This is a genomic window from Geminocystis herdmanii PCC 6308 (assembly GCF_000332235.1).
Lineage (GTDB): Bacteria > Cyanobacteriota > Cyanobacteriia > Cyanobacteriales > Cyanobacteriaceae > Geminocystis > Geminocystis herdmanii.
Window position 1 is genome coordinate 2,271,347 of the sequence record NZ_CM001775.1, and the last position, 17,578, is coordinate 2,288,924.

Annotated in this window: 11 protein-coding genes, 1 tRNA gene and 2 pseudogenes; 4 read left to right on the forward strand and 10 right to left on the reverse strand. The window is 34.3% G+C overall.

The genetic code is table 11. The features are described 5' to 3' along the window. Positions 1-65: 65 nt before the first annotated feature. Entirely contained in the window at positions 66-215 is a 150-nt protein-coding gene (locus SYN6308_RS23920; protein ID WP_083879508.1) for a tyrosine-type recombinase/integrase, read from the forward strand. Between the two features lie 91 nt (positions 216-306). Here the strand turns inward: SYN6308_RS23920 and SYN6308_RS25995 are convergent. From SYN6308_RS25995 to SYN6308_RS11295, 6 genes and pseudogenes are all read right to left on the reverse strand, one after another. Beyond that, a pseudogene (locus SYN6308_RS25995) lies at positions 307-1,733 on the reverse strand (transposase); the annotation flags it as partial. 555 nt (positions 1,734-2,288) lie between these two features. After that, positions 2,289-2,741: pseudogene (locus SYN6308_RS26000) on the reverse strand (DUF4158 domain-containing protein); the annotation flags it as partial. Positions 2,742-2,824: 83 nt separating this feature from the next. Next, positions 2,825-3,337 carry a hypothetical protein gene (locus tag SYN6308_RS23395; protein WP_017294547.1) on the reverse strand — a complete coding sequence of 171 codons (513 nt, stop codon included), beginning with the start codon at positions 3,335-3,337 and terminating at the stop codon, positions 2,825-2,827. Positions 3,338-3,390: 53 nt separating this feature from the next. Continuing rightward, the gene (locus SYN6308_RS23400) at positions 3,391-3,837 is read right to left on the reverse strand and encodes a hypothetical protein (protein ID WP_017294548.1); all 447 of its coding nucleotides are present in this window, start codon (positions 3,835-3,837) and stop codon (positions 3,391-3,393) included. Between the two features lie 814 nt (positions 3,838-4,651). Next, positions 4,652-4,736, reverse strand: a tRNA-Leu gene (locus SYN6308_RS11290). Positions 4,737-4,856: 120 nt separating this feature from the next. After that, positions 4,857-6,455, reverse strand: a complete 1,599-nt coding sequence (locus SYN6308_RS11295; RefSeq protein ID WP_017294549.1) for a peptide chain release factor 3 — start codon at positions 6,453-6,455, stop codon at positions 4,857-4,859. A gap of 291 nt (positions 6,456-6,746) precedes the next feature. Between SYN6308_RS11295 and SYN6308_RS11300 the strand changes: the two genes are divergently transcribed. Continuing rightward, complete coding sequence (locus SYN6308_RS11300; protein WP_017294550.1) at positions 6,747-7,295, forward strand: hypothetical protein; 549 nt, start codon at positions 6,747-6,749, stop codon at positions 7,293-7,295. A gap of 31 nt (positions 7,296-7,326) precedes the next feature. Here SYN6308_RS11300 and SYN6308_RS11305 read toward each other — a convergent pair whose 3' ends face one another. Next, positions 7,327-8,067 carry a DUF1995 family protein gene (locus SYN6308_RS11305; RefSeq protein ID WP_017294551.1) on the reverse strand — a complete coding sequence of 247 codons (741 nt, stop codon included), beginning with the start codon at positions 8,065-8,067 and terminating at the stop codon, positions 7,327-7,329. Between the two features lie 284 nt (positions 8,068-8,351). Here SYN6308_RS11305 and SYN6308_RS11310 point away from each other — a divergent pair, with 284 nt between their 5' ends. Both SYN6308_RS11310 and SYN6308_RS11315 read left to right on the forward strand, forming a co-directional pair. Next, positions 8,352-8,675, forward strand: coding sequence for a thioredoxin family protein (locus SYN6308_RS11310; protein WP_017294552.1), 324 nt, complete (start codon positions 8,352-8,354; stop codon positions 8,673-8,675). A gap of 368 nt (positions 8,676-9,043) precedes the next feature. Next, entirely contained in the window at positions 9,044-9,754 is a 711-nt protein-coding gene (locus SYN6308_RS11315) for a DUF1997 domain-containing protein (RefSeq protein ID WP_017294553.1), read from the forward strand. A 93-nt stretch (positions 9,755-9,847) separates the two neighbouring features. Here SYN6308_RS11315 and SYN6308_RS11320 read toward each other — a convergent pair whose 3' ends face one another. From SYN6308_RS11320 to SYN6308_RS11330, 3 genes are all read right to left on the reverse strand, one after another. Beyond that, positions 9,848-15,148, reverse strand: a complete 5,301-nt coding sequence (locus tag SYN6308_RS11320) for a tetratricopeptide repeat protein (RefSeq protein ID WP_017294554.1) — start codon at positions 15,146-15,148, stop codon at positions 9,848-9,850. A 119-nt stretch (positions 15,149-15,267) separates the two neighbouring features. Further along, positions 15,268-15,840 (reverse strand): Uma2 family endonuclease, encoded by a 573-nt coding sequence (locus SYN6308_RS11325; RefSeq protein ID WP_017294555.1) that lies wholly within the window; start codon positions 15,838-15,840, stop codon positions 15,268-15,270. 137 nt (positions 15,841-15,977) lie between these two features. Further along, complete coding sequence (locus tag SYN6308_RS11330) at positions 15,978-17,462, reverse strand: UDP-N-acetylmuramoyl-L-alanyl-D-glutamate--2,6-diaminopimelate ligase (protein ID WP_017294556.1); 1,485 nt, start codon at positions 17,460-17,462, stop codon at positions 15,978-15,980. Between the last annotated feature and the right edge of the window lie 116 nt (positions 17,463-17,578).

Here is a 17,578-nt window from a genome sequence, read left to right on the forward strand (position 1 = left end):
GGAAGTCATTTAAAATAGGTAGTATGAGGAGTTAATTTTTCGTCCCTGAATAGAGTCCAACTCATATGTTACGTCATAGCTGTGGTTTTTATTTAGCGAGTCAAGGTTATGATACCAGAGTAATTCAGGCTTACTTAGGGCATAAAAACATTCAGCATACAGTTCGCTATACTGAAATTTCACCAAAACGTTTTCAAGGTTTCTGGATGGATTAACACAAATTAGTGATAATAAGGTTTAGATGCGTTGCACTCGCTTAATATGGCTTTTTTCCTTATCAATAAATTTTATAGTTGCCCTTCAGTACTAAAAAAGTAATTCTATACGTTCATTAAGATCTAACTTAAACGTACCATAGGGATTAACATGACTAAAAATCAAAGGGGTAATTGCCCGTAAATCCCCTTGATTAAGCCTTGAATGCCAATGAGATTGAGCTAAAACCTGTTGAATCATTAAAGTATTAACATAGACTAAACTAATTTGTAATAAATGTAAAGACAATACGGATAACTCTTGACTTTCTAGGCGATTAGAGGCAAACTCACCACCTTTACCGTAGAAGATAAAATCATTAACACCATTCCATCTTTCCACCACATTCAAACCTTCATTAATTTCCCTTCTGATAGCTTCTGAATTCAAATATTCACTCAGGAAAATGGTTTTCACTGCCCTACCCAACTCCAACAACGCCAAATAAGTAGGATGCTTCAAGGCTGAGCGATTAAATCGTTTTAAAATAGCTTCAGTCTCTGCTGTACCTAATCTTAAGGCTGTAGCATATTTTACCATCTGGTCATATTGTTGGCGAATTAAATCCCAATTAATTGGGCGAGTCAGAATCGGCTGTAAATGAGGATAGCTATTACTTTGACCCAAGTCGGGAAGATATAGCCTTTGCACCTTAATCCTTTTGAGTCGAGGCATTAACTGAAATCCTAGTAAGTGACTAAAAGCAAACGCTACTTCACTTTGTCCATGACTATCAACATAGTTTTTCTTGACATCCATATCAGTACAATGACGTAAAACCCCTTCAATCATTGCTGCCACTTCCGATGAAGATACAGTTTTTAACTGAGAATAAATGCAAGTAGATTTCTTTTCAACGTGCCAATAAATCATTACCCCACGTCCACCATAACGCAGATGATATTGACTCATTAAGTTTTGCTCCCATGAACCAAAATGTTTACTATCACTCGCACAAGTGGTAGTTCCTTCCCCCCAGATTTCAGGATTACGAATCTCAAAAATAGCATTAACCACCGAGGCTATGGCACTTCTAAGTTGGTCTTTTTGAATGTAGCGACGGCGTACATAAAGTAAATCATGATAATTTTCGCTATTTATACCCGTATTAATGCGGTTAATCCTTTCTTTGCCGTCATCGGTTTTTTCAATAATAATATCTTTCCAACCTGTTTTTAATACCCCTTCAATGGGTATTTTTCTTCCAAGTCATAATATTTAGCTTTACTATCAGTGTATTTTTTAAGCAGTTCTAAGGCTAAAATTATGGGGCGGTGAATGTCATTATTAGAGCGAAATTCCAGCACTTCTAATAGTTGGGGTATCATCCGACGATAATGGGTAGCAAAGGAACTACGCATCACAGTATGAACTTTTTGGCGATAGGCTGTATTGGTGGATTTATATTCTTTGACTAGGTTTTTCAGGGTTTCTTGACTAACAACAGGATAAACTACGGTTTGAATCACTCCTTCAGGATTAGCTAGGGCTACTTCGGCAATACGAAAAAGGATATTAGTTTTTCCATTTACGAGTTTAAAGTCTTCAATCAGTTCTTTATTAATACGTCTTTCGGCTCTAGTTCCAATACGTTTGATAATAGAGACTAGGATTTCAATGAGATTATCGGTTATTTCTTGACTACGTTGATGACAAAAAGCACTCATTAATGTGTAGCGTATTGGTTCAGAATGTTGTCGTAAGTCATAGGGAGATTCTGTGGCGGCTCTTTGACGGTATTTTTGAATGATTTTGGCTGATATTCCTTGAAATAAATCTGTGGATAATCCTACGGCTCGAATTCGTTTTAGTTTTTCAATTTCTGTGAGAAAGGTATCTAAGCCCACTGGACCTGGATCTGTTTTAATAAAGGCAAAGTCGGAGGTTTTTAGTTTTGGAGAAGATGTTGATTCATCTTCATTATTGTCATCCGTTTTGAGAAGAATATCAATTTGCTCTTTGATTATCGTGGTTAATTTTGATGTTACCTGATTACACCATTGACTTTCCGATACTGATAAAGCATGACGAATTAAGCGTTCTATTCTATTGACGGTAGGTGGTTCAATTTGTAATTCACGAAACTTTTGATAAACAATTTCTTTGATGGACTCAATTTTTTGTTCGTTGGGAATAATTTCCGCTATCAGCCAATTGCTTATTTGTTCACTATCCTGTGTTGTTGCTGTTCTAAAGTTAAATAGAGTCCGAATTTCAGCTCGATAAACTTTTGCACTACGTCCTTGAGGATTATAGTCTGAGTAAGAGCTAACAGGAATATTAAGTTGATTAGCAATGTAAGATATTATTAAATCAGGTATTTGTTCCGAAGTATCAGGAAAACGAGCCCTTAGTTGAAAATATTTGAGTATTATAGCGAAACCTATTTTATTTCCACCAATCTTATTAGTTAGTAATTTTAATTCTTGGGGAATAAGTGTCCAATTTTCGATTAGCTCTTCTGTTTGCCAATTTTTCTTGAGCATTAATTATTTTCACAATTTGCAGATCTAACAAATCTCACAATAGTCGGAAAAGGTCTATCTTCAAAAATATTTATAACTGCATACTATTTAATATTTGTCAAATGGTTATTTATTAACATATTTGTAAAACTTATCATTTGAGAGGAAAAAAGACTCTTAACAGTCAAGGAAGAAAAAAGACTAAAACTATTGCTAAGTATAGCTTTGAGCTTCTCACTGCCCCTCATGACACGAACCCTATGTTTCCGCCATAAGGTAAAGTTGCCAATATAAATTATATTCTCTTTATTATCAGGATTACTTAATGCTTTAAATATAGTTTTATCCTTACTATTTTCTTGAGAATCATTTGCTGGAATATAGTCTATCGTTAAGTTTTTGATAGCCGCTACCTCTGCTATTCTTAAACCATAAATTAACTGAATTGAATAAACCCATAACCAAAATTTACGATTTTTTTCCCTCAATGGGTGAGTATCTTTGACAGATAATACTGAATCTCTTAATGTCAAAAAATCTTCAATACTAATTGACTGTTCTTCATAATCAAATGAAACTTTTTTCTTCGTATTACCTTTTAATTTTAATTTACTCAATTTGTTGTAAATTATTTTTAATTGATTGACTTCACATAGTTTAAGAAACGCATTTAAACAATCTTGATATTTTTGTGTTTCTCTATCTGACTCATAGTAATTAATATTTCATATAGTAAATCGTAAGATACTTGTTTATCTTGATTAAGTATTTTGCTGTAATAATATCCATAAGCTCGTTTATAGCTTTTATAGTCAGTTTCTTTACTACGTTTTAAGCCACGTCGATCGTTTTGACTAAAAAACCATGATTCAATTTTATCTATGGCATTAGCAACGGTTATAAGGTCATTTGTAGCGTTTTTATTGATTCCCTTGATAGTTTCATCATACCAAGACCAAAATTCAATTTCTGACTCATAATTCTTTAATTGTCGATCGATTAAGATTGCTTTTTCTAAGGAACGGTTTAATCCTAAAGTCGTAAAATTTTCACCAGTGGCATGATCGGCTCTTTTTTTTGTATTGTGTTTTAAACAAAAAATATAACTTATTACCACGTTTAAACAGTGATATACCTTTAGGCATTTGAGACTTAATATATTTAAAGTATTCAAGTATATCGTTATAACCTTGATAATCTTTTCCCATATTTTTCAACAATTTTTCAACAAATAACTCAAAACCTTTATATTGAATAAGTTAGAGTTAATTTTAAATTGATGATAACCATTGAAAAATAAACGTTAATATAAATTAACTTGAGTTCGAGTCTCGCTCCGCCCACTCTCTACATCCCTTATATTCTGAACGTTTCAATCTGTGACTTGAATCATAACCTTGCCAACTTGACATCTTTATGTTTCTTTTATTGAGTGGCAATATTATCGTTCCAGTATCTAATTAGGGTCTGCTGAAAAAATCAGAAGGCTATTAAAATCAATCAAAGGTTTAGACAAACTACATTGACAAAATAAGTTAAAATAATCAAAAAACCGAGCATTTTTATTTTTTACATCGTTTTGTCTAAGTACCGTTAAGTGGCGCGGACATCTATTGATCTCCGCAACACTAAGGGGTATCCAAGGGGTATTTTGCACAATGATAATTCAAGCATCAAAAAACTAACCTTAACTCACTTCCAAACCTTTAAGGGTTGATCCTATGCAAATGAGTTAAGAACTATAATCAATGATTATTTTTACAATCATACTTTGCTTTTAATCTTTAAAGGATTAAAAATAATTAAACAGAGTTACAAAGAGTTAAAAGTAAAAAATATGTTGATAAATTTGAGTCAGTTATGCGTCAGGTTTTTTATTTAGAGATAGAACTAAAAATTAAAAACGTCGAAAAATAAAGTATTTAAGTGTATGGGGGCGGAGAGACTTGAACTCTCACGATCGATTAAGATCAACGGATTTTAAGTCCGTAGCGTCTACCATTCCGCCACGCCCCCGAATCGGGTTTTTTGTTCACATTTATTTATTATAGCTAACCTTTAAAAAAAAAGCAAGGAAAAAATAAGCTATTTTGAGAAATAAAACGAATTAGGACTTAAAACCCTAATTATTCTAGCTTAAAATGCGATCGAGCTTAATTTTAACTCAGGATGATCCCCTTGTAACTGATTTACGTTCCATTCATTGCGGAAAAGCAAAACAGGGCGATTACGAGCATCCTTGACTGTCATGACGTTAAACAAGCGCCCGACTTTCTCTAAGGCTTCCCAACCATCCACCACCCAACGGGCAACGTTAAAGGATATAGGTTCTAAAGTAGTTTCTACGTTATATTCACTTAACATACGGTATTGGACAACTTCAAATTGTAATTGACCAACGGCGGCTAAAATAGGCTCTCGAATAAACTCATCTATAGAGTACATTATTTGTACTGCCCCTTCTTCCTGTAGCTGTTGTACCCCTTTCTGGAATTGTTTGAACTTGGAAGGGTTAGGATTCTTGAGATAAGAGAATAATTCGGGAGAAAATGACGGGATTCCCTCATATTCGAGCTTTTTCCCCAGATAAATAGTATCCCCGATGGCAAATACCCCCGGATTGTTTAAACCGATGACATCCCCCGGATAGGCTTCTTCGATGGATTCCCTACCTTGGGCAAATAATTTTTGAGGATGGGACAAACGTACTGATTTACCCGATCGAGCATGATTCACCGTCATATCCTTTTCAAATTTTCCCGTACAGACTCGCACAAAGGCAACCCTATCCCTATGTTTGGGATCCATGTTTGCTTGTAACTTGAACACAAAGCCAGTAAAATCAGGATGGGTAGGCTCTAATTCTCCTAAGGTGGATTTGCGGGGAGTAGGGGATAAGGCGTAATCTAAGAAGGATTGTAGAAATAAGCTGACACCAAAATTAGTCATAGCACTGCCAAAAAATACGGGTGTCATTTTCCCTTGATGAATCGCCTCTAAATCGAAAGCGGGGGCGACTTCTTCTAACATCTCCAATTCTTCGAGGGTTTCTGCGTATAATTGCTCATCAATATAATTGTGAATACGATCGTCACCTTTGGGGATGATAATTTCTGGCACTTCTAAACTACCGTGGGCGATTCTTTCAAATAAATGGTATGCTTGTTCTCGTCGATCGAACACCCCTTTAAAAAAGTCACCGCTACCGATAGGATAGTTAACGGGATAAGTCTGTAATCCTAACTCCTTCTCAATCTCGTCTAACAATTCAAAAGCTGATCTTCCGGGGCGATCCATTTTGTTTACAAAAGTAAAGATTGGTAACGATCGAAGTTTGCATACTTCAAAAAGTTTACGAGTTTGAGGCTCTAAACCCTTAGCCGCATCAATCAACATCACCGCATTATCCGCCGCCGCTAGGGTGCGATAGGTGTCTTCACTAAAGTCTTGGTGTCCGGGAGTGTCCAATAAGTTGATATAATAGTCTAAATAGTCAAATTGCAAAACCGTGGAAGTAATGGAAATACCCCGTTGTTTTTCCAACTCCATCCAGTCGGATGTAACCCTCCGTTGTTCGCCTTTTGCTTTAACTGCACCAGCTTGATGGATTGCACCTCCATATAATAAGAGTTTTTCTGTGAGGGTAGTTTTACCAGCGTCAGGGTGAGAAATAATCGCAAAATTGCGCCTTTTACTGACTGCTTTTAATAATTCTTGTTCGATCGTTAAGGACATTATAATTATAATTAGGAATTAGGAATTAGGAATTAGGAGAAATACTAAGAAATCAACTGTTTTTAACCAACGTATTATTTTAAAATCCATGATTTTTATCGTTTGTTGAATAAGTCAGCAACTCCTAATTAACTATCTTTATTGGTATAACAAATAAAAATTACCTTTAAAATTATATCATTAAAAGGTTATCAATGTTATTAATTATTGAATACAAGAAGATATTTAGTTATTTTAATTAGGTTAATTTGCCTTAACTATTAGTTATTTTTTTCATAAATATTTAAAGAAATGAGTAAACAAAAAAATCAAGAAGAAAAAATCTTAGAAGAAGTTAAATTAAGAGAAATTTTGCTTCTTTTAGATCAATTATTTAGACGAGAAGAAGCCACCGCAAAAGGAATTGTTGGCTGTTTATATGACATTGCCATGATCAATATTATTAATAAATATTGTCCTTTATGGGGCATAAATTCAACCCTTAAATATTTAACTCGTTTTCCTCGTCCTCTAGCGCAATCTTTAGGGGTAAAATTATATTTACAGCCTCAATGCCCGAAATTAATTACCGATTGGCTTTATACTTTAGTAGAATTTCCTGAACAAAAAACACCTATCCTTGAAGCTCAAGTTGTCGAAAGAGAATTATTACCAACCTTACAAAAAAATAAGTTAGAAATCCAATCTTTACAGCAAAAAGTACAATTTTTAACGGGGAGTTTAGTGGCAACTTTTGCTATTTTTATCGGCGGTTTTGCTTGGATTACCTATAATTTAGAGATGAGTCCGATCGAGCTATTAAGTACATCTAAATCTAGGATACAATTATTATCAAAATAGTAATTTAGTAACAAAATTGACGAGGCAATCTTTAATTATTTAAGGCTTTCAAGAAACTTTTAATTGAGCCAAAAAACCCTAAAGATGGTGTGGAATTGCCACTATTTTCCTCATCATTTTGCCCTGCTAAAATTCTGTCTAATGTTTCTCCTAAAGGCTTTTGAGAGACTTCGGCAATTAATTGGTACTCTTGTTCTTCATCAGGTTGTTGCCATACTTGCCAAAGATGGGGATAACTTCTGAGGACGATCGAGCCGTCTAAAGGTCTAAAATAATAACAAGATTCTAAAATGCTGATAAATCTCTCTCTTAATTGACGCGCGGCATAACCAATACCCACGATCGAAACATCTTCTAATTGTGGTATTAATAGTATAACAGGTCGATCGTCCGCCAAATTACATAATCTTTCGACTAAAGCAACTTCCACCGAAGAAGGAGAAACTACAAGAAAAATTTGATCTGTATCACTAATTTTCGTATCAACGGGAGTGCGACTACTACCAATATCCGTAACGATAAATTCAGTTTCTCCCCATTCCCTTCTAGCTAAAGCCGCCGCGCCAGTGTCAGGAAAAAGTACTTTTAACCCCATACCATATTCATCTTTAAATAATTGAGCAAATTCTAAAGCTAAATACTGTGCTTTTAAAGCAATTTCGGGAATAACTAAATCTACCGTAATGCGATTACAACCACTATCTAAGGCAACTTTTAAGGCAGATTTTGCTTGAGAAATTGTTTCTTCTAAGGTTTGAGGAATAGTTGTCATAATAAATGTTAAATAAAGATGATTGATGATGAAAAATTGTTTTTTAACGGAATTTTTAACAGTATTAATAAACAATTATCTAAGGATGAGTCCATTGTAAAGTAAGATCGTAAATGTTCTCATGTTCAATTATTAGACCTCTTGCAAAATAAAAAGTAAAATTTATTTTAGAGTAGAAAACATGAGTTTCTTAACTTATTACTTCTTACTCGACTTCTGCAAGAAGTCTATTATATAGAACCACTAACCATTATTAATAAAATTTTATAGGAAATTTAATCAAGATGAGTAAAGTAATTGAAATTAGTGATTCTCAGTTTGAAAATGAAGTAATTAAAGAAAATCAAACTGTTTTGTCTTATTTTTGGGCTTCTTGGTGTGGTCCTTGTCGTCTCGTGTCACCTTCGATTAATTGGGTTGCAGAAAATTATCACGATCGATTAAAAGTGGTTAAACTAGAAGTAGATGCTAGTCCTGATAGTGTGGCACTTTGTAAAGTAGAGGGAGTACCAGCTTTTAGAATTTTCAAACAAGGAAAAATTGTGGCTAGTTATGAAGGCGCTATTGGCAAAGATAAATTAAAAGAATTTGTTGATACAAGCATTTAATTGTTTGTAGGGGTTGAATATAGCAATTACCGTTTTGGTGAGGTATAAAAATTGTGGTTAAAAAGCACTCATACAAGAGGCAATAAAAATGTACCTCATAATTGTCAAAAAACGCTATATTATTCAATCCCATAGAGTTTCACTCTTTATTCTAAGTACTTATGCAAAATAGATTGTGAATTTTAAAATTAATTAAAATAACTTATATCTTTGTTGCCTCTTGCCTTTTGCCTTTTGCCTTTCATAAAGTAAATATACAATTAATTTTGCCTACTCACTTATATTCTAGGAATTAAAAGTCTTGATATTATTTACATGAAAGTAATTATCGAATGATAGTAAAGATTAAACCCTATTAATAATTTTTTATGTCAGATTCTCACATTTCTCCCGAAGACGAAAAATTAACCGATAATTCTATCAACGAATCGGAATTAGATATACCCCCTCAAGAACCAGTCGTTTTTCAAACTCACTTTGCTGGTATCATGGAAATGTATAGTGACCTTGATACTGTAGCAAAATATCTCAATGATCATCAAGGATGGTTTGTGCGTTGTGCCATGCCCATGAAAGCTGAACCTTTCGGAGAAAATGGTTATACTTTAATTATTGGTAGTTATGGTGCATTTGGATACAATGTTGAGCCTCAAATGACGGTAGTATTAGAGCCTCCTCAAGCTAATTTTTATTCTATGTATTCTGTGCCTAATCCAGAATTTAACCATGAAGGTTACGAAGTGGATTATCTCTCAAAAATGTATATCGAATCGATACCCCTTTCTAGTGCTGCTGATGGTATCTTAAAAATATATCATCAACAAGGAAAACAACCTCCCGCAGAAATTACCAAGGTTAACTGGCAATTAGACTTACAAGTTAAAGTCAGATTTCCTCGTTTTATTTATAAATTACCCCTTTCTCTTATTCAGGATACGGGCGATCGACTTTTAAGTCAAATCGTTAAACAAATTTCTCCACGTCTGAGTTATAAAGTGCAGAAAGATTTTCATTCTCATCTTGATTTACCTATCCCCCCGAAAACTGCCCGTAGTTGTAGCCCTAAAATTACTCAATAGGGTTTGCCTCATAGTCTTTATCGATTAGGAAGATAAGAAGACAAGAAGACAAGAAGACAGGGAGATATTTTCTTAATTCTTAATTCTTAATTCTTAATTGTTTCTTTGAGTTAAGGCTAAAGCAGCCTCTTTCCATCTACCCATTTTGCGTAACAAGTTAGCGGCTTTGAGTTTATTGCCAGACAGTTGCCATGCTTTTATCGCATCTTCCCACTTACTCTCACCTTGTTGTTCACAAGTATAAGCTACTTTATCCCATTGAGAGATTTTACGCCAACATTCCTCTGCTAATAACCAATTTAAACTTTGTTCGTAGCATAATCCAGCTTTCATAATCTTATCTTGATCTTCACTATCTAACCACGATCGAGCGGCATTATCCCATTGTTTCAACTGTTGATATGCGATCGCTACCATATCATATCTTTGCAAATTTTGCCAACAATCCGCATTTTTTTGCCACAATTTTATCTTTTGATAACAAATAGCCGCTTTTTCCCAGTCGGGAATTAACTCCCATACCTCTCCAGCCGTTTCCCATTTCTCCTGTTTTTCACACATCAAAGCCACCTTATCCCATGCTTCCACCTTGCGCCAACAGTCTTCAGCTTGAGGAAAAAATTGGATAGTTTGATAAACTTCCCCAGCTTTCTCCCATTCCTGCGCTAAAGTATAAGCCTCCCCCACCTTATGGAGTTGGTTTTGTTTTTCGCACATCAAGGCAACCATTAACCAATTTTCCAAATCACGCCAAAGGTTTTCTGCTAAATGCCACAACTCCCCATTTTGATAACAAAGCGCAGCCTTTTCCTTTTCAGAAATTTGTAACCAAGCGAAGGAGGCTTTTTCCCATTGTTGTTGATTTTGCCAAATAATAGCAGATTCCTCCCATTTCCCTTGTTTTTCACAAGCAACCCCTGCTTTTTGCCAATCCCCAATCACTAACCAACAAGACTCTGCTTTACGCCAATTTTCTACTACCTCATAACATCTTCCAGCGTTTGCCATGTCATCGATTGCTAACCAAGCCTCCGCCGATTTTTCCCACTGCTGTTGTTTTTCACACAGTAAAGCAACTTTTTCCCAGTTTTGCAGGTGACGATAACAAGTCTCTGCTTTTTCCCAGTCGTTATCTTTTTCATAACAAACCCCTGCTTTTTCTACTTCTTCTATTTTTAGCCATGCCTCACTTGCCTGTTGCCATTTTTCTTGAGTCTCAGAAAGTAAAGCGACTTTTTCCCAATTTTCCAGTTGACGATAACAGGTTTCTGCATTTTCCCAGTCGTTATCTTTTTCATAGCAACCCCCTGCTTTTTCTACTTCTTCTATCTTTAACCACGCCTCACTTGCCTGTTGCCATTTTTCTTGAGTCTCAGAAAGTAAGGCGACTTTTTCCCAATTTTTCAGTTGACGATAACAGGTTTCTGCATTTTCCCAGTTGTTATCTTTTTCATAGCAACCCCCTGCTTTTTCTACTTCTTCTATTTTTAGCCATGACTGCGCTGCTTTATCCCATGCCTCCTGTTTTTCCCATAACAAAGAAGCGGTTTCCCATTTACTTTGTTTTTCGTAAACTTCCCCTAATTTTGTCCAATTTTCACTTTTTTGATAACATTCCTCTGTTTTAGCCCAAAATTCTGCATTTTCATAGCAAAAACCTGCATTATCCCACTGTTTAATTTTTTCCCATCGTTTAGCTGACTTTTCCCATTGTTGTAAATTTTGCCAAATAATCGCAGAATCTTCCCATTTGCCTTGTTTATCGCACATCAAAGCCGATTTTTGCCAGTTTTCCAGTTGTCGATAACAGTTTTCAGCTTCTCCCCATGCTTCTATCTTTTCATAACAAAAGGCAGATTTTTCTAAAGGCTTGACTTTTTGCCAAGTTTGCGCTGCGTCTAACCATTTTTCTTGTCTTTCACACATCAACGCCACATTTACCCATTGTTGTAATTGTCGCCAAGAGTTTTCGGCTTTTTGCCAGTTTTGCGCTAATTCATAATCGAGGGAAGCCTTATTTAAGTCTCCCAAATCTCTCCAAATATCGGCGGAGTCGTGCCATTTAGATTGTTTTTGACAGAGGATAGCGACTTTTTCCCAGTTTTGCAGTTGACGATAACAAATTTCGGCTTTATCCCATGCCTCTACTTTTTCATAGCATAATCCAGCCTTAGCAAATTGTTTGAGTTTTTCCCATGCCTTTCCTGCTTCGGAAAATTTTTGTGATTTTTGCCAAATATTAGCGGAGGTTTCGTAATTGCCTTGTTGAAAACAACAGAAGGCTACCTTATCCCAATTTTCTAATTCTCGCCAAAGGTTTTCTGCTAGTTGCCATAATTCTCCTTGAGAGTAGCATTTAGCGGCGGATTCTTTTTCGTTAATTTTTAACCATGCGGAAGAGGCTTTTTCCCATGCTTGTTGTTTTTGATAAGTAAGGGCAAGTTTTCTCCAATTTTCTAATTTTAACCAACATGATTCTGCTTTTGACCAAATTTCACTTTTTTCATAGCATAATCCTGCTTTTTCTAAGTCTTTTGCCATTTCCCAAGCATTACCTGCTTTTTGCCACTGTTTTAATTTTTGCCAAATTTGCGCTGCGGATTGCCATTTATGTTGAGATTCACAACAGGAGGCGATATTCGGTAAGTTATTTAGTTTACGCCAACAGGCTTCGGCTTCCTGCCAACGCATTCCCCTTTGATAACATTGCGCCGCTTGAGGTAATTGAGAGATTTTCAGGTAAGATTTAGCGGCTTTTTCCCATTGTTGTAATTTTTGCCAAATTTTTGCGGATTCTTGCCATTTTTCTTGTTGTTGACAACAGTAGGCGATTTTTTCCCATTGATTTAATTTTCGCCAACAGTTTTCTGCTTTTTCCCATTGAGATATTTTTTCATAACAGATTCCTGCTTTTTCCCAGTTGTCGAGTTTTTGCCATTGTTGTGCGGCTTTTTCCCATTGATTTTCTTCTTCTCTAATTAAGGCTATTTTTTCCCATGCTGATATTTTTTCCCACATCAAGGCACAACGGGATAATTCTCCTTTTTGTCGATAATTTTTTTCGGCATTGAGATAACATTTTTCAGCTTCGTTAATATCTTCTAAGTTGATATATTCATCTCCTGCTTTTTCCCATTCTTGATTGAGTTTTAAACATTGTAAATAACTATCATTATCTTTAGCTTGTTGATAACAAATTCCCGCTAATTTATAAAATTTATTAGTTTGAAAATATTGCCCTTTTTCTTGCCATTGAATTGGGGTTAAATTTGCCCATTTTTTTAACCAAAGATTATCGTCTATTTCCTGCCAACAGTTAATAGCTTTTTCCCAATTTTCTAAAATATTCCATAAGTCTCCTGCTTTTCCCCAGTTGCCTTCTGTTTCTTCTATATAAGGATGAATCTCGTTAGCTTCTCGATATTTTTTGTTTTGCCGATAGCATTCGTAAGCCTGTTTCCATGCTCCATTACTATGATAGAATTTTTCTGTAGAAATAGAGTTTTTATTGTCGGATTGGGGGCTTAAAAAGTTTTCTAAATCTTCAAAACTACCTTTACTTAAACAATGACTTAAAAAGGGATACTTTTCTTCTATATTAAAATTATTTTCATAGCAGTAAATTTTTTCTTTAATACTACCTAAACAAAGATATAAATATTTTCTTAAAAGGCTATAAGCTATGTCTTGATATTTTATATTATAAAAATAGCTAAAAAAGTTATATAAAATAATTTCGTTAAATTTTAATCCTTCTATTTCTTGAAGGGTAAGAATACGACTGTTAATGATTTCGGGATTATTTTGAAAATGATTTAATAATTTTTCTTTTTCTTGGTTATTGATAACAACGATACTTTTATCTAAGGCAAAACTTTTACTAATACTTAAAAATTTCCATTCGGGAGTAGTAATCCATAAACAGTTATTATTATGTTGCAAAATATGGCTAGGTTTAAAAGTATCTTGATTGGCAGATTTTTTCCACAATTCATTGTTTAAAACTTCCTTATGAAAATTATTCAAGTTTTCGTTACCGATGAGATTTATTGTGAGTTGGCTGTGATTAATTTTGCCGTTATTGTCAGGGTAAACTAAGCTATTAATTTTTCTTTCCCATGCTTCTAGGGGATAAATTATTTTGGCTCGATCGAAACTCAAACAACACTTATGATAGGAGTTAGTCTGACTATCTTTTTTCAAAAAACGAAATAGTAATTGTTGAGATAAATCGTTTAGCTTATCAATATTATCATAATAGATTCGATCGACGATACCGTTAAAGGAAGGAGGAAGATTGAGAGAAATAGAAGTTACTAAATCTGTGACATCCCAATAGTTATTATCTGTTAACCATTGTTGATATTTAAGAGTTAATTGATAGATTTTGTTAGGCTTAATATCAGGGGGTAAAAAACTATATTGCTGAATTTGTTGACTATAATCTTCTAAAGAAATTAAACTACTTTCTCCTTGGGGATAATTACTATTTCCTTTTAATAAATAAGAGATTTCTTGCCATAAATACCATGACTCAATATCTTCTATATTATAATTAGCTAAAAATTTCTCTTTAAACTTTTTATAGGTAATTTCTTTGCTTCTGATAAACCTATCTGGATTTAAGAGATTATTTTCTCTACCAAAATTAAGACAAAAATTGACAAAATTATCGATAACTAAATTATTATTTGTGTCTGCTTTTAAAATTTCTTTGATTAAAGAAAATACTTGCTGTTGACTACTTTGATTATTGCTAAGATAAAGGGTGATTTCTTGAGGATATTGGAAACTATCTTGAATTGCTTTGATAACTGATACCGTTGTTTTTCCACTATTATTTAATCCTTCCAAAAGTAAAGGTAAAGACTTATTAATGCTGTTAATTTCTTCAACAGATAAGAGAATTTTTGACTTATTTTCTGAGTTATTATTTAAGTTATCTAGGTAATAATAGTAAAAATCTTCGGGCTTATTTTCTAAATCTTTTCTCCCGATTTTTAAGTTTTCTCTACTTTTAAATAAAGTAATTATATCAGAAGAAAATAACTCGTTTTCTTTATTTAAATTTATATCTAAATCAATAATTTTGATGGATAAGCCTTCTTTGAATACAATAACTCTTTTTAATTTAGTTTTATCAAAAATATTTAAAATTTTAACAATATTTTGTCCTTCTAATTGATAGTAAGTAGCTAATATTTCTAGTTTATAACCAAAATTAATACGATAAATAATTTGTTCTGATATATTTTTAGCAATTTCTGATACTAAGATATTATTATTAATAATATTCTCTAAATTGAGTAAAATTTTTTCTCGATTATCTTCATTTAATAAACAAATCTTTTTTTGTAAGTTATTACTAATACTAAGTAGGTATTGATTATTCATAAATTTAGGAGTTAACAGATATATAAAAATTCTTTCAGAAGTTATGATATTATAATTGATAAAATTTTAGAATTGTTATACCACTGTCAAATATTAAAGGCACAACAATAAAACTATATTTAATTTATTTTTACCCGTTTATACAAATCTGCTAAACTAATTTCTATCTCAACGGATTCTAAGGTTAACACATCCTGTTGACTCATTAATTCTGTTAATAACCATTGATGTTTACCTACTTTGCGATATAATTCAACCCGATAATCTTCTTGATCAATCAAAATATACTCTTTTAATTCAGGTATAGTGCGATAAAAAGCAAATTTTTGATTCTTGTCAAATCCTTCTGTTGAAGCAGATAAGATTTCAGCAATTAAGCAAGGATTCGTTACTGCCGTTTGTTTTTCATTAGTAAAGTAAGGCTCACCTTTAATTACCATAACCTCAGGATAAAAATAATTATCACCATGAGGAGGTAATAACTTCATATCACTCATAAAAACACTATACCCTAAATCTTCTAAGGCTAACAACAATCGAGCATGAAGTTTTCCTGTTAGAATATTATGATTAGCAGAAGCACCTGCCATTTTAATTATTTCTCCTTCTATATATTCGCTTTTTTCTTCGCTGATTTCTTCTTGTGCAAGATATTCTTCAACGGTGATGGGTAATACGATCGAACTTACCATTTTCAACCTCAACTTTCACTACTGGTATATTAATCCATTATCTACATTTTTTTGTGTTTGAGTCAAAATTACTGACAGGCTTGATTTGTGGAGATTGGTGGGCATTGCCCACTCTACGTTTAGTCGCAGTAAGTAAATTATAAAGATTCTAGTACTTTTCGGGCTTCTTCTCGATCGTCAAAGTGGATTTTTTCTGTGCCTAAAATCTGATAATCTTCATGCCCTTTTCCAGCTATTAACACCCCATCCCCTTCTTTTGCCATTTCGATGGCAATTTTGATGGCTTTTGCTCGATCAACCTGTACAATAGGTTTAATATCTTGGGGAATCCCTGCCAAAACGTCTGCTAAAATTTGCTCAGGATTTTCCGTGCGAGGGTTATCGGAAGTCACTACCGCAATATCTGCTAACTCGGCGGCTATTTTACCCATTATCGGGCGCTTGGTACGATCTCGATCGCCCCCACAACCAAACACACAAATCATTTTACCAGAAATGAACGGCCGTGAGGCTTTGAGGAGATTTTCTAAACTGTCAGGGGTGTGGGCATAATCCACAATTACGTTGACTTTTTGTTCAACATTTACGGTAACTCTTTCCATGCGCCCCGGTACACCGACAAAATGAGGTAAACTGGTGGTAATTACTTCTAAACTTACCCCTAATTTTAATACTGCGCCCACACTAGCTAAGAAATTGGCTAGATTAAATTGTCCCACTAAAGGGGATGTAAATTCGATCGAACCTTGGGGAGTATGCAATAAACCTTTTACTCCAGTAGCTTGATAGGTTAAATCACTCATATATAAATCCGCTTCAGAATTGGTAACGCTATAAGTCCAAACTTTATCAGAGGGTAGAGACTTGATCAATCTTTGACCATAAGCATCATCATAGTTAATGATAGCAGTACCCTGCAAATAGTCAGCACTAAATAATAATGCCTTCGCCGAAAAATAATCCTCCATATCTTTGTGATAATCGAGATGATCTTGGGTTAAATTAGTGAATACCGCTACATCAAACTGACAACCCTTGACTCGTTTTTGCGATAAAGCATGGGAGCTTACTTCCATAATCGCATATTCATTTCCTGCCGTCACCGCCTCAGCTAGTTGATGTTGTAAATCCACAGAAAAAGGAGTTGTATGGGTTGCGGTTTTTTGATAACCTTGCCAACGGGCGTATAAAGTGCCGAATAATGCCGTGGGTTTTTGGGCTTGATGTAAGAAAAATTCGATTAAATGGGTAGTGGTGGTTTTGCCATTTGTGCCTGTAACGCCCACCATCTTTAAAGACTGGGAGGGATAACCATAATATTTACAAGCAATGTCGGCACAAACACTAACCACATCATCACTGACAATGACGCAATCCTGTGGCGTTGGGGGGATTTTTAGAGATGCTTCTTTACTGATTATAGATACGATCGAGCCTTCTTTTAAAGCACTTTGCCAAAACTCACCACCATCAACCCTTGTGCCGGGCATCCCGATAAAGACATCTCCGGGGATACAAGCATGGGAATTAGTGGTAATGCCTTTTACTTCTTGACTTAGGTTAGGATGATCAGGGATAACATTAAGATTAGGGATATTCGACAATAATTGACTTAACTGCATAATCACAACTCCGATGGCGAATTTATTGAATATAGTAACAGCAATTTTCAAAAAAATTTAATTGTATTTTTGTCAACATTGATTGTTAAGGATCACCAATAGTTGATCTAAAATAA